Origin of the sequence: Streptomyces botrytidirepellens (assembly GCF_003721215.1) — a bacterium.
Taxonomy (GTDB): Bacteria; Actinomycetota; Actinomycetes; order Streptomycetales; family Streptomycetaceae; genus Streptomyces; species Streptomyces himastatinicus.
The window spans coordinates 21,670-34,123 of sequence record NZ_RIBZ01000876.1 but is presented as its reverse complement, the minus strand read 5'-3'; the positions used below and the strand labels follow the sequence as shown (position 1 = coordinate 34,123).

The window sequence follows — 12,454 nt, the reverse complement described above, 5'->3', positions numbered from 1 at the left end:
GGTATCGGCGTGCACGCCTCGGCCGCGCAGGCGGAGGCCGCGCTCGGCGTCGCCGCGCTGCTCGCGCCGGACCCGGCGCCGGCCCCGGTCCCGGACACCGCTCCGGCGGACCCGGGCGACGCGACCCAGGTGCTGCCGACGAACGCGCCGAACGCACCGGGCAATCAGTACGACCCGGCCGCGGCCACCAACGTGCTCCCCACCACGGGCCCCAACGCCGATCCCACCCAGGCGCTGCCCACGAACGGCCCGGGCGCCCCCGGGGCGGATCCCACCCGGGCCATGCCCCCGGTGCCGCCCGGCGGCGCGCCCGGCCAGGACGATGAGCACCCCTGGCAGAACCAGATGCGCGCGGCCCGCGACCGCAACGAGCAGACGCAGGTCCAGTACCTCGACCCGAGCGAGGACCCGCTGCGCCGCCGCCCCCACCGCCCCGCACCGCCGCCGGGGCAGTACCAGCAGCAACAGCAGCAGTATCAGCAACAGCAGTACCAGCAGCAGCAACAGCAGCCGTACCAGCAGCCGCAGCAGCCCCCGCAGCCCCCGCCGTCGCGCCGTCAGCAGCGCCGTCAGCAACAGCAGCAGCCGCAGCAGTACGCCCCCCAGCCCCAGCAGCCGCAGCCGCAGCGTTACGCGCCGCCGCCGCAGCAGCCGGAGCCGCGGCGCGAGCCCCGGCAGCGCGGGTCGAACCCCAACCGGATGAAGATCCCCGGGCTCGGCTGCCTCAAGGGCTGCCTGTTCGTGATCCTCATCCTGATCGTGGGCTCCTGGCTGGTCTGGGAGCTGACCCCGCTCAAGGACTGGGTCGCCCAGGGCAAGAGCTACTGGGACGCGGTCTCGACCTGGGTCACCGAGGTCAAGGACTGGATCTCCGCCCTCGGCGGCCCGAGCTGACGCCCGACTGAATCCGCCAGGATCCGCGAGCCCTTCGGCACCCCTCAACACCCCGACGGATGCGCCGAGTCAGGTGATTTGTCGACATCCAAGGGGTGTTTTCCGCTCAGAAGTGACAGTTGGCGCTGTCTGATGCCCCCAACGCGCCAGTAGCCGCGTAGCTTTGTCGCCAACGCGCCCCCTGTCGGAGGATTCGGAGCAGTCTTGTCACGGAAGATCGGCAGCCGGTACACCGCGCACCAGGTCCTGGGACGCGGCAGCGCCGGCACGGTGTGGCTGGGCGAGGGTCCCGAGGGCCCGGTCGCCATCAAGCTCCTGCGCGAGGACCTCGCCTCCGACCAGGAGCTCGTGGGCCGTTTCGTACAGGAGCGCACCGCGCTGCTCAGCCTCGACCACCCCCGGGTGGTCGGCGTGCGCGATCTCGTGGTCGACGGCAACGACCTGGCGCTCGTCATGGACCTGATCCGCGGTACGGATCTGCGCACCCGGCTCGACCGCGAGCGGCGGCTGTCCCCGGAGGCCGCGGTCGCGATCGCCGCGGACGTCGCCGACGGGCTGGCCGCGGCGCACGCCGCCGGGATCGTGCACCGGGACGTCAAGCCGGAGAACGTCCTGCTGGACATGCAGGGACCGCTCGGCCCCGGTCGCTCCCACCCCGCCCTGCTGACCGACTTCGGCATCGCGCGCCTGGTCGACGAGCCGGGCCGGGCCCGCGGCGGCCGCCCGTCCCGCGGGCAGGCGCCCTCCCAGGGCCGCTCGCCCAACCCGCGCAGCGTCATCGGCACCCCCGACTACCTCGCGCCGGAGATCATCGAGGGGCTGCCGCCGCGCGCCAGCGTGGATGTGTACGCGCTGGCCACGGTGTTGTACGAGCTGCTGGCGGGCTTCACCCCGTTCGGCGGCGGCCACCCCGGCGCGATCCTGCGCCGCCACGTGACGGAGACCGTCGCCCCGCTGCCCGGCATCCCCGACGAGCTGTGGCAGCTGCTGCTCCAGTGCCTCGCCAAGGCCCCCGCCTCCCGGCTGCGCGCCTCCGAGCTGGCCGCGCGGCTGCGCGAGATCCTGCCCACCCTGGCCGGTTATCCGCCGCTGGACATCGACGAGCCGGACGAGGCCGAGGAGCAGGGCGAGGGCGAGGCCCCCGAGGGCGGGCACCGGCCCGCCCCCACCGGACCGGGGCAGGGCCAGGCGTACGGCCAGGGATACGGGCACGGCGGGCCGCACCAGCAGCAGCGGCGGCGCGGCGCGGTGCCGCTGGTCCCCGGCGCGGTGCCGGACGGCAGCCGTGAGACGCACACCAGCATGCGCGTGCCCAGCGCGGACGAGCTGGCGGGGGGCGCACACGGCACCGCCCGCGCCCCGCGCGTCCACGGTGAGCGCCGGGCGGGCTCGGCGCGCCATCCGGCGGTCTCGGGGGCGCTGCGCCGCCGTCGTCTCAAGGTCGCCGCGGCGACGGTGGCGGCGCTGGTCGTCGTGGGCGTCGGCGGATGGCTGGTCGCGGGCGGTGACGACGGTGGCGATGCGCCCAAGGGCGGCGAGCATTCGTCGTCACAGGACGCGGGACAGTGACGCGGGACAGTGATGCGGGACAGGACTCGGGACGGTGACTCCGGGCAGGCCCCCTGTGACGCCCTGAGGGCCCGCTGCCCCGGCCGGGGACCGACGGGCCGGAGATCCTTCTATAGCGGTTAGGCTGGTGCACGTGGCAGTCGTCGATGTATCCGAAGAGCTGAAGTCCCTCTCCTCGACCATGGGGTCGATCGAGGCCGTCCTGGACCTCGACAAGATGCGGGCCGACATCGCCGTGCTCGAGGAGCAGGCGGCGGCCCCGTCCCTGTGGGACGACCCGGAGAACGCGCAGAAGGTCACCAGCAAGCTCTCCTATCTCCAGGGGCACCTGCGCCGGGCCGAGGAACTGCGCGGCCGGATCGACGACCTCGAGGTGCTGTTCGAGCTGGCCGCCGACGAGGGCGACGACGACGCGCGCGCCGAGGCCGAGGCCGAGCTGGACGCCGTGCGCAAGGCCGTCGACGAGATGGAGGTGCGCACCCTCCTGTCCGGCGAGTACGACGCCCGTGAGGCGGTCGTCAACATCCGCGCCGAGGCGGGCGGCGTCGACGCCGCCGACTTCGCCGAGCAGCTCCAGCGGATGTACCTGCGCTGGGCCGAGCGGCACGGCTACAAGACGGAGATCTACGAGACCTCGTACGCGGAGGAGGCCGGCATCAAGTCGACCACCTTCGCCGTGCAGACGCCGTACGCGTACGGCACGCTCTCCGTCGAGCAGGGCACCCACCGCCTGGTGCGCATCTCGCCGTTCGACAACCAGGGCCGCCGTCAGACCTCCTTCGCGGGGGTCGAGGTGCTGCCGGTGGTCGAGCAGACCGACCACATCGAGATCGACGAGTCCGAGCTGCGGGTCGACGTCTACCGTTCGTCGGGCCCCGGCGGGCAGGGCGTCAACACCACCGACTCCGCGGTGCGGTTGACCCACATCCCGACCGGCATCGTGGTCTCCTGTCAGAACGAGCGCTCGCAGATCCAGAACAGGGCGACCGCGATGAACGTCCTCCAGGCGAAGCTGCTCGAGCGCCGCCGTCAGGAGGAGCAGGCCAAGATGGACGCGCTCAAGGGCGACGGCGGAAATTCCTGGGGCAACCAGATGCGTTCGTACGTCCTGCACCCGTACCAGATGGTCAAGGACCTGCGCACCGAGTTCGAGGTCGGCAACCCGCAGGCGGTGCTGGACGGCGAGCTGGACGGTTTCCTCGAAGCGGGGATCCGCTGGCGCAAGCAGCGCGAACAGGGGAGCTGAGCACCGGCCGGGCCCCTTGTGCCCGGTCCGGCGATCGCCAAGTGGTCCCTCAAGGACGTTTTTTGGTCACAGTCCTGTACCCATGCGTCACACAAGCGCCTTCATAGCGGACATCTCGCCCCCTAAGACGCTTGACGGTGCCATGAAAACTGGGAAGGCTGACGCGCGGCATGCGTATGACTGGGGCGCGTGTGAACGGGGACCGGCGGATCGCCTGAACAGGCAGAGCCCGCGGAACTTCTCTCCCTGACGGCCGTGGCCCCGTGCATAGCTGCTCCACTACGAGTACAGCTACTGGGGGTAGCAGGCAGATGACGAAGAAGACGCGGCTGCGCGTCGCGCGCGTAGCGGCCGCCGCGGTAATAGCCGCCGGTGCGTCGCTGACCGCCGCCGGCGCCGCATCGGCCGTGGGGATCGACGTCGGGATCGGCGGCGTCGACGCCTCGGTCAAGGCGGACGAGAAGGGCCTGGACGTCGGCGTCGGCGTCGGCAAGCCCGACCCGACCGATGAGCCGACCGAGATTCCCACCGGTGAGCCGACCGACGAGCCCACCGACGAGCCGACGGACGAGCCGACCGGCCTGCCCACCGGGCTGCCGACGCTCCCGACGGACGAGCCGACCGACGAGCCCACGGGTGAGCCGACGGACGAGCCCACGGACGAGCCGACGGACCAGCCGACCGGCCAGCCCACGGACCAGCCGACCGACGAGCCCTCCGGCCAGCCCAGCTCCTCGCCCAGCCAGGGCGGCGGCACTGGTGGCGGCGACGACTCCACCTGCACCGTGGACCTCGACTCCACGAACTGCGACGACAACACGGACACCGACAGCGTCGGCTCCAAGCCGGTCGAGCAGGGCAAGGCCAAGGAAGAGCTGGCCGAGACCGGTGCCTCCTCCGAGACCACCTTCCTGCTGATCGGTGCCGCGACCATGATCGCGGGTGGCATCGGCTTCCGCGTCGTGCCGCGTCTCGCGAACCGCAACAACAACGTGGCCTGATTCATACGCCGCATCGCACGTCGAGGGGCCCGGAGCGCTGCAGAGCTCCGGGCCCCTCGGGCGTCTGTACCGATCGCGTGATTACGCTGTGTTACGCTGCGGCCGCCATCTCGTGAGCGAGCACGGCCACCGCGATCAGCGCCACCAGGAGCGCTATCAGGGCGGCCGGGGTCAGCCCGCCGAAGAGGCCGTCCTGCTGCTGGAGGCGCTCCCTGCTGGCCCGGCAGACCGGGCAGCGGCCCTCGCTGACCGGGCTCGCGCAGTTGGCGCAGACGAGCCTGTCGTACGTCATGCGCTTTCTCCTCCCGCGCGGCGGTGCCGCAGTAGATATGGGGCCAACGCTCAGGGAAATGGGTTGGTTCCCCTTCCACTGTGCCAGCTTCCGCCCGGTTCGGCGCGCCCCGCACGATTCCGTGCCGCATCCGTACCGGTTCTGTGGCCGTTTCGGCCGGATCGACGGCCGCTTTGTCAACCGTTTGCCCCCAATAGTGCCGTGAATAAACGCACCAAGCCGGATGGGCGCTGCGCGCCCGCGCGCGCTTCGCGTATGGTCACGCTCACCGACGGGAGCCGCTCCGGCTGCGACCCGTACCGCTACCCAGGTCGACCGTGGTGCATCAGTGATCCGATTCGACAACGTATCCAAGACTTACCCCAAGCAGACCCGTCCCGCACTCCGGGATGTCTCGCTCGAGATCGAAAAGGGCGAGTTCGTCTTCCTGGTGGGCTCCTCGGGGTCGGGCAAGTCCACTTTTCTCCGGCTGCTGCTCCGCGAGGAGCGGGCGAGCCACGGCGCGGTCCATGTGCTGGGCAAGGATCTCGCGCGGCTGTCCAACTGGAAGGTGCCGCAGATGCGCCGCCAGCTGGGCACGGTGTTCCAGGATTTCCGGCTGCTCCCCAACAAGACCGTCGGGGAGAACGTCGCCTTCGCGCTCGAGGTGATCGGCAAGCCGCGCGGCGCGATCCGCAAGACCGTGCCCGAGGTGCTCGACCTGGTGGGCCTGGGCGGCAAGGACGACCGGATGCCCGGTGAGCTGTCCGGTGGTGAGCAGCAGCGCGTGGCCATCGCGCGCGCGTTCGTGAACCGTCCGATGCTGCTGATCGCCGACGAGCCGACGGGCAACCTGGACCCGCAGACCTCCGTTGGGATCATGAAGCTGCTGGACCGGATCAACCGGACCGGCACCACGGTCGTCATGGCCACGCACGACCAGCAGATCGTGGACCAGATGCGCAAGCGCGTGATCGAACTTGAGAAGGGCCGTCTCGTTCGCGACCAGTCCCGCGGCGTCTACGGCTACCAGCACTGAAAGGACGCCATGCGCGCCCAGTTCGTCCTGTCGGAGATCGGCGTCGGTCTCCGCCGCAATCTCACGATGACCTTCGCGGTGATCGTCTCCGTAGCCCTCTCCCTCGCCCTGTTCGGCGGATCCCTGCTGATGAGCCAGCAGGTGAGCACGATGAAGGGCTATTGGTACGACAAGGTCAACGTCTCGATCTTCCTCTGCAACAAGAACGACAAGGAGTCCTCGGCCAACTGCGCGAAGGGCGCGGCCACCGAGGTCCAGAAAAAGGAGATCCGCTCCGAACTGAACCAGATGAACATCGTCGATTCGGTTCAGTTCGAGACCAGTGAGCAGGCGTACAAGCACTACAAGGAGCAGTTCGGCGATTCACCGCTCGCCGATTCGCTGACCCCGGACCAGATGCAGGAGTCCTTCCGCATCAAGCTGAAGGACCCGACCCGGTACGACGTCATCTCCACCGCCTTCGCCGCCCGGCCCGGGGTGCAGGAGGTCCAGGACCAAAAGGCCCTGGTCGACGATCTCTTCAATCTGCTCAACGGCATGAACTACGCGGCGCTCGGCGTGATGACGCTGATGCTGGTGGTCGCGTTGATGCTGATCGTCAACACGGTGCGGGTGTCGGCGTTCAGCCGACGCCGGGAGACCGGGATCATGCGGCTCGTCGGTGCGTCAAGCTTCTACATCCAGATGCCGTTCATCATGGAGGCCGCCATCGCGGGGCTGATGGGCGCGGGCTTCGCCTGCGTACTCCTCGTCAGCGGCCAGTACTTCCTGGTCAACAACTGGCTCGCGGGCAAGATCGACGTGATCAACTTCATCGGATGGGACGCGGTGCTGGCCAAGTTGCCGCTCGTACTGGCGATCGGGCTGCTCATGCCCGCCCTCGCGGCCTTCTTCGCGCTCCGCAAGTACCTCAAGGTGTGACATTCGCCTGGGGCGCCGTACCTCACAACGAGCCGTACGGCGCCCGGGCTTGCCCTACACTCACCGGCATGTCGGGCCCGTGTTTGTTCGTCCATCCCCGCCGCATTCGCCACGGGGCCGCCCTGACATTGGTCTTCGTGAGCGTGCTCGCCACCGGCGCCGCCACCGGTTCGTGGGGGGCCGAAGGCCCCGCCCGGGCCGCCGACCGGGGCTCGTCGACCGCGCGGATACCGATCCGCCCGGTCGCCGCAGGATCCGTCGGGACCGACGAGGTCGAGGCGGCCGCGGCCAAGGCCGAGGAGGACGGGAAGTCCGGTTCGCAGGCCGCCCGTGACGTGGTGAGCCGCAGTGGCGACCGATGGGGCGCGGTCTACAGCGCCCGTGAGTACGAAGGATTCCGCCAGCACCTCGACGGCGCCTACGTCGGCATCGGGGTCTCCGCGCGGGTCGGAACCGGCGGCCGGATCGAAGTGGACCACGTCCAGTCCGGCAGCCCCGCCGACCGCGCCGGGCTCCGGGCCGGCGACCGGCTGCTGTCCGTCGACGACATGAAGGCCACCGGCCGCCCCGTCACCGAGGTCGTCTCCCGGCTGCGCGGACACACCGGCCGCTCGGCGGGCACCCCGGTGACACTCGGCCTGGAGCGCGACGGCCACCGGTGGCGGCAGTCCCTGCACCGGGCGCGGCTGGCCACCGAGCCGGTCACCGTCGACCGCGTCGGCGACCGGAGGCCGGGCGCCGTCCGCATCAAGGTCGACTCCTTCACCAAGGGCTCGGGCGAGGAGGTGCGCCGCGCGGTGCGGGACGTCCCCCCGGGCGACGGCATCCTCCTCGATCTGCGCGGCAACTCCGGCGGCCTGGTCACCGAGGCCGTCACCGCCGCCTCCTCCTTCCTCGACGGCGGCCTGGTCGCCACGTACGACGTACGGGGCGAGCAGCGCGTCCTGGACGCCCGCTCCGGCGGCGACACCCGCACCCCGCTGGTCGTCCTCGTCGACGGCGGCACCATGAGCGCCGCCGAACTGCTCACCGGCGCCCTCCAGGACCGCGGCCGCGCCATCGTCGTCGGCTCCCGCACCTTCGGCAAGGGCTCGGTGCAGATGCCCAGCACGCTCTCCGACGGCTCGGTCGCCGAGCTGACCGTCGGCCACTACCGCACCCCGGCCGGCCGCACCGTCGACGGGCAGGGCATCACCCCCGACCTCACGGTCCACGGCGACGACGGGCCGAGCGCCGAGGCACGCGCCCGGACAGTATTGAGTGGCCTCGGGGGCGGGGCTTAGTGCGAGAATGACCTCGCTATGGCTAAAGAGACGGGTCGCAAACTGATCGCGCAGAACAAGAAGGCGCGGCACGACTACCACATCCTCGACACCTACGAGTGCGGTCTGGTGCTGACCGGGACCGAGGTGAAGTCGCTGCGCCAGGGGCGCGCCTCGCTCGCCGACGGCTTCGCGCAGCTCGACAACGGCGAGGCGTGGCTGCACAACGTCCACATCCCCGAGTACAGCCAGGGGACGTGGACCAATCACTCGGCGCGCCGCCGCCGCAAGCTGCTGCTGCACCGGGCCGAGATCGACAAGCTGCTCCACAAGACCCAGGAGACCGGCCACACCATCGTGCCGCTGTCCCTGTACTTCAAGGACGGCCGCGCCAAGGTCGAGGTCGCGCTCGCCAAGGGCAAGAAGGACTACGACAAGCGCCAGACCCTCCGCGAGAAGCAGGACCGCCGCGAGGCCGAACGGGCGATCTCGGCGGCCCGCCGCCGCGAGCGCGGCCGAGTCTGACCTCGGACCTCGCCCGGCGGGAATGATGTGGCCCCGTAGCGCGTTGTTCACCTATGATGGCGATGCGCCCCACGCGGGGCGTGGCACCACCCTTGAAAAATCAACATGGGGATGATCGGTTTCGACAGCGGCTGTCGAAGCAGGGGAAGCGAGCCGAGGAAGCGGCAATGATCTCGTAAACCATATGTCGCAACCAATAATCGCCAACACCAAGCGCGATTCCTTCGCCCTCGCTGCCTAAGTAGCGACTTTGCGAAGTGTCAGCCCGGGGCTGTTCCCGACCCGGATCCTGGCATCGACTAGGGAACTAAACCACTAGACCCGGTCACGGGGTGTAGTGGGAAATCAAACAGTGACTGAGCCCGTCGGAGACTTGTCCGCGTGATCTCCGGGGCCGAGAAAATCACAGCGGACTGCGCTCGGAGAAGCCCTGATTCCGCACCGTTGGACGCGGGTTCGATTCCCGCCATCTCCACTCATCCCATGTACGACGAAGGCCCCGCCACCCGGCGGGGCCTTCGTCGTGTCGTACGTCACCGAAGAGAGAAGGCGGCCGCGTATCCGGTGCACGCTTCGGCCGTGGCCCACAGACAGGCCGCGGTGACGCTGTACGGGGCGATGCGGTGGTAGGGCAGGCGCGTGGCGCCCGCGAAATGGGGGGCCAGCGTGCGGACCACGGGAAGAAACCGGGCCAGGAAGATGGCCCGGCCGCCGTGGCGCGTCATCAGTGTCTCGGCGCGCCGCCAGGCCGCGCCGGGGATACGACGCCCTGCCCGACCCGCCCGTAACCGATCGCCCAGGAGCCTGCCGGTGCGGTGGGCGAGGAAGTCACCCGCGACGACAGCGCCGGCCGCGGCCGCAATGACGACGGTCAGGCTGACGTGGCCGGTGCGAGCCAGCGCTCCGGCGGTCAGCAGCAGCGTGAGCGTGGGGATGAAGGCACCGGCCAGAAGAATCGACTCGGCCAGGACGGCCACGGCCACCACCGCGTAGGCCGAGGCGGGCGGAAGGCAGCCGAGGGCGTCGGACAGCGCGTTCACCGGTCGGCCATGTCCCGGGGGCGCTCCTGGTCGCTGGGCGCGGGGAGGGGGCGTCGCAGGTGCCAGACGTGGGCCGGGGGCAGGTTGGCCCACACGGTCCGGCGGCCGGTGGCGTAGCTGCGCTGGTAGTCGGCCATGACCTCGTTCACCGCCGCGTGCCTGAGCGCTTCGGCCCGTGACGCGGTCAGGGCACGGGCGGTGCGGGTGCCGACGTACGCGAAGTAGGTCAGGATGCCGCCGGGGCGCAGCATCTCCAGGTACCGGGCCATGATGCGATCGACCTGCCCGGGGGCGAAGTTGGTCAGCGGGAGGCCGGAGACGATCACGTCGTAGCGCTGGTCGGTGCCGAGGTGCTCGACGTACGCCTGGTGCACGGTCACCTGCCGGTGCGCGTCCGCCAGGTGGGGGTGGTTAGCGACGAGGTGGCGCAGCCGGGCGGCGAAGCGCGGGTTGGCCTCGACGATGTCCAGACGGCTGCCCCGGGCCAGCCGGGGTATCAGGGTGCGGGTGACGGCGCCGGTTCCGGCGCCCGCTTCCAGGACAGCCGGAGGGCGGGGCGTCCGGGCCCGCAGAGGATCGGTCAGGGCGCGGGCGAGGGCCTTGCCGCTGGGGGCGACCGCGCCGGTGGTCCGCGGGTAGCGGGCCGCTTCGAGGAGGAACATCCAGCCCTCGGCGCGGCGCTGCGCCAGGACACGGTCGTGGGAGGTGGTCCAGTCGTTCATGGATGCGACGCTAGAAACCCGCGGCCCGGAGCGGATCCGTCGTGGTGCGACGGCCTCTGCCTACGAAAGTAGGGGGTCGGCGTGGTAGATCGTCGGACAGGGGTGCCCGGCGGCCTGCCTAGGATTGCCTGGATGAGCTGGCGAGAGGGTCCGGGGCGGGCCGTGTACGGACGGGCCGGGCTGGTGGTGCTGCTGGGCTCGATCGCCGTGCAGAACGCGGCGTCGGTGAGCGAGGGCCGCTATCTGGCCCCCGCGCCCATGGCCGCCCTGCTGTGCGGGGCGGCCCTGCTCGTGCCCCGGTTTCCCTGGCAGGTCGCTCCGCTCCTGGTCACCGCGGCGACCTCGTGGTGGGGGTGGCCCGTACTGCCGCTGTTGCTGGTCGTCTTGTTCGACCTGGCCGCGCACCGCCGCGCACGGGTGGCGGTGGCCTGTATCGCCACCGCGCTGGGCGCCAACCTGATCACTCGACCGGCGACCTCGCTGTGGACGCCGCAGCAGTACGGATCCGTCGTGTTCCTGCTGCTGGTCGTGGTCGGTGGTCTGTGGCTGGGCAACCGGCGGCGGCTGGTCGCCGCGCTGGCCACCCAGGTCGAGCACCTGCGGGTCGAGTCGCGGCTGCGGGAGGACGCGGCCCGTGCCGCGGAGCGGTCCCGTATCGCCGCGGAGATGCACGACGTGCTGGCCCACCGCCTCAGCCTGATCGCCCTGCACACCGGCGTCCTGGCCACCAAGGGAGACACCCTGCCCGCGCCGGTGGCGATGCGCCTGGGCCTGCTGCGGACGACGTCCACGGAGGCCCTGGCCGACCTGCGGGAGGTGCTCGGCGCCCTGCGCGACCCCGGCTCCGCTCCGGCGGGTTCCGGGCTCGCACCCGTGTTGCGGGATGTGCGGGAGCTGGTCGACGAGGCCCGTGCCGCCGGGCAGCGCATCGAGCTGACGGCCGACGGCCTTCCCGAACGGGCTCCCACCACGCATCGCCTGGCCGTGTACCGCATCGTCCAGGAGGCGCTGACCAACGCCCGTAAGCACGCCGACGGCGCCGAGGTGGCCGTACGCGTCGACTACCAGCCGTCCGCCACCCTGGTCGAGGCCACCAACTCCCCTGGCGCCGCGCGCACGGACACGGTCGGCGGCGGCTACGGGCTCGTCGGTCTGCGCGAACGTGTCACCGCTCTCGGCGGTCGGCTGGATGCCGGTCCAACCGGGGCCGGGGCCTGGCGGCTGGCCGCTCGCATCCCCCACCCGACAGGCACCGAACCCCCGGCAGGCACCGAACCCCCGGCAGGCACCGAACAGAACGGCACCCGCACATGATCCGCGCCATGATCGTCGACGATGACGCCCTGGTCCGTCTGGGCCTGGCCGACCTTCTCGAAGGCGACCAGGGCATCGAGGTCGCCGCTCAGGCCGCCGACGGACTCCAGGCCATCGAGTACGCCACCGCACACCGCATCGACGTCGCCCTCGTCGATGTGCGCATGCCCCGCATGGACGGGATCACCGCCACGGCCCGGCTGAGGACTCTCCCCCACCCCCCGAAGGTGATCACACTGACCACCTTCGACCTCGACGAGTACGTCTACAACGCCCTCGCCGCCGGAGCCGACGGGTTCCTGCTCAAGGACACCGACCCGGCCGAAATCCTCCGCGCCGTCCACCTGGTGGCGGCCGGCTCGGCCATGCTCCACCCCGCCGCGGCCCGCCACCTCATCGACCGCTACCACGCCACCACCCAGCCGGATGCCACCGCGGCCCGGGCCCGCCTGGACAGGCTCACTCCCCGCGAACGGGACGTGCTGACCTTGCTCGCCCGAGGCGACACCAACGCGGATATCGCCGCCTGCCTCGCCATGCGGGAAAGCACCGTCAAGGCTCACGTCAGCCGCATCCTGGCCGCGCTGGAAGTCACCAACCGCGTCCAGGCCGCCCTCCTCGCCCGCGACGCGGGGCTCACCACCTGACCC

At 71.0% G+C, this 12,454-nt stretch carries 12 protein-coding genes, 1 other RNA gene and 1 pseudogene; 11 read left to right on the top strand and 3 right to left on the bottom strand.

Features of this window, described 5'->3' with window-relative positions; translation table 11 throughout:
- The 4 genes and pseudogenes from EEJ42_RS48120 to EEJ42_RS48105 all read left to right on the top strand — a co-directional run.
- Positions 1-894: pseudogene (locus tag EEJ42_RS48120) on the top strand (serine/threonine protein kinase); the annotation flags it as partial.
- Positions 895-1,098: 204 nt separating this feature from the next.
- Positions 1,099-2,463, top strand: coding sequence for a serine/threonine-protein kinase (locus EEJ42_RS48115; RefSeq protein ID WP_123108463.1), 1,365 nt, complete (start codon positions 1,099-1,101; stop codon positions 2,461-2,463).
- A gap of 133 nt (positions 2,464-2,596) precedes the next feature.
- Positions 2,597-3,709 (top strand): peptide chain release factor 2, encoded by a 1,113-nt coding sequence (prfB, locus tag EEJ42_RS48110; RefSeq protein WP_123108466.1) that lies wholly within the window; start codon positions 2,597-2,599, stop codon positions 3,707-3,709.
- Positions 3,710-4,020: 311 nt separating this feature from the next.
- Positions 4,021-4,710, top strand: coding sequence for a PT domain-containing protein (locus EEJ42_RS48105; RefSeq protein WP_123108462.1), 690 nt, complete (start codon positions 4,021-4,023; stop codon positions 4,708-4,710).
- Positions 4,711-4,801: 91 nt separating this feature from the next.
- Here EEJ42_RS48105 and EEJ42_RS48100 read toward each other — a convergent pair whose 3' ends face one another.
- On the bottom strand, positions 4,802-5,002 hold the full coding sequence (locus EEJ42_RS48100) for a hypothetical protein (protein ID WP_123108461.1): 201 nt from the start codon (positions 5,000-5,002) through the stop codon (positions 4,802-4,804).
- 328 nt (positions 5,003-5,330) lie between these two features.
- Between EEJ42_RS48100 and ftsE the strand changes: the two genes are divergently transcribed.
- The 5 genes from ftsE (at position 5,331) to ssrA (ending at position 9,206) form a co-directional block, all read left to right on the top strand.
- On the top strand, positions 5,331-6,020 hold the full coding sequence (ftsE, locus tag EEJ42_RS48095) for a cell division ATP-binding protein FtsE (protein WP_009717451.1): 690 nt from the start codon (positions 5,331-5,333) through the stop codon (positions 6,018-6,020).
- A 9-nt stretch (positions 6,021-6,029) separates the two neighbouring features.
- The gene (gene ftsX, locus EEJ42_RS48090) at positions 6,030-6,941 is read left to right on the top strand and encodes a permease-like cell division protein FtsX (RefSeq protein ID WP_009717452.1); all 912 of its coding nucleotides are present in this window, start codon (positions 6,030-6,032) and stop codon (positions 6,939-6,941) included.
- A 68-nt stretch (positions 6,942-7,009) separates the two neighbouring features.
- Positions 7,010-8,224, top strand: a complete 1,215-nt coding sequence (locus EEJ42_RS48085) for a S41 family peptidase (RefSeq protein ID WP_123108460.1) — start codon at positions 7,010-7,012, stop codon at positions 8,222-8,224.
- Between the two features lie 18 nt (positions 8,225-8,242).
- Complete coding sequence (gene smpB / locus EEJ42_RS48080; protein ID WP_123108459.1) at positions 8,243-8,728, top strand: SsrA-binding protein SmpB; 486 nt, start codon at positions 8,243-8,245, stop codon at positions 8,726-8,728.
- Between the two features lie 107 nt (positions 8,729-8,835).
- Positions 8,836-9,206, top strand: a transfer-messenger RNA (tmRNA) gene (ssrA, locus tag EEJ42_RS48075).
- A 55-nt stretch (positions 9,207-9,261) separates the two neighbouring features.
- Here the strand turns inward: ssrA and EEJ42_RS48070 are convergent.
- On the bottom strand, positions 9,262-9,768 hold the full coding sequence (locus tag EEJ42_RS48070) for a DedA family protein (protein ID WP_123108458.1): 507 nt from the start codon (positions 9,766-9,768) through the stop codon (positions 9,262-9,264).
- Complete coding sequence (locus tag EEJ42_RS48065) at positions 9,765-10,490, bottom strand: class I SAM-dependent methyltransferase (RefSeq protein ID WP_123108457.1); 726 nt, start codon at positions 10,488-10,490, stop codon at positions 9,765-9,767. Before EEJ42_RS48065 ends, EEJ42_RS48070 begins: the two co-directional genes overlap by 4 nt.
- A gap of 132 nt (positions 10,491-10,622) precedes the next feature.
- On the opposite strand from EEJ42_RS48065, the gene EEJ42_RS48060 reads away from it, so the two are divergent.
- Together EEJ42_RS48060 and EEJ42_RS48055 are read left to right on the top strand one after the other, a co-directional pair.
- A complete protein-coding gene (locus EEJ42_RS48060; protein WP_123108456.1) occupies positions 10,623-11,804 on the top strand; it encodes a sensor histidine kinase in 1,182 nt (393 codons plus the stop codon).
- Positions 11,801-12,451, top strand: a complete 651-nt coding sequence (locus tag EEJ42_RS48055; protein ID WP_123108455.1) for a response regulator — start codon at positions 11,801-11,803, stop codon at positions 12,449-12,451. Before EEJ42_RS48060 ends, EEJ42_RS48055 begins: the two co-directional genes overlap by 4 nt.
- Positions 12,452-12,454: the final 3 nt, after the last annotated feature.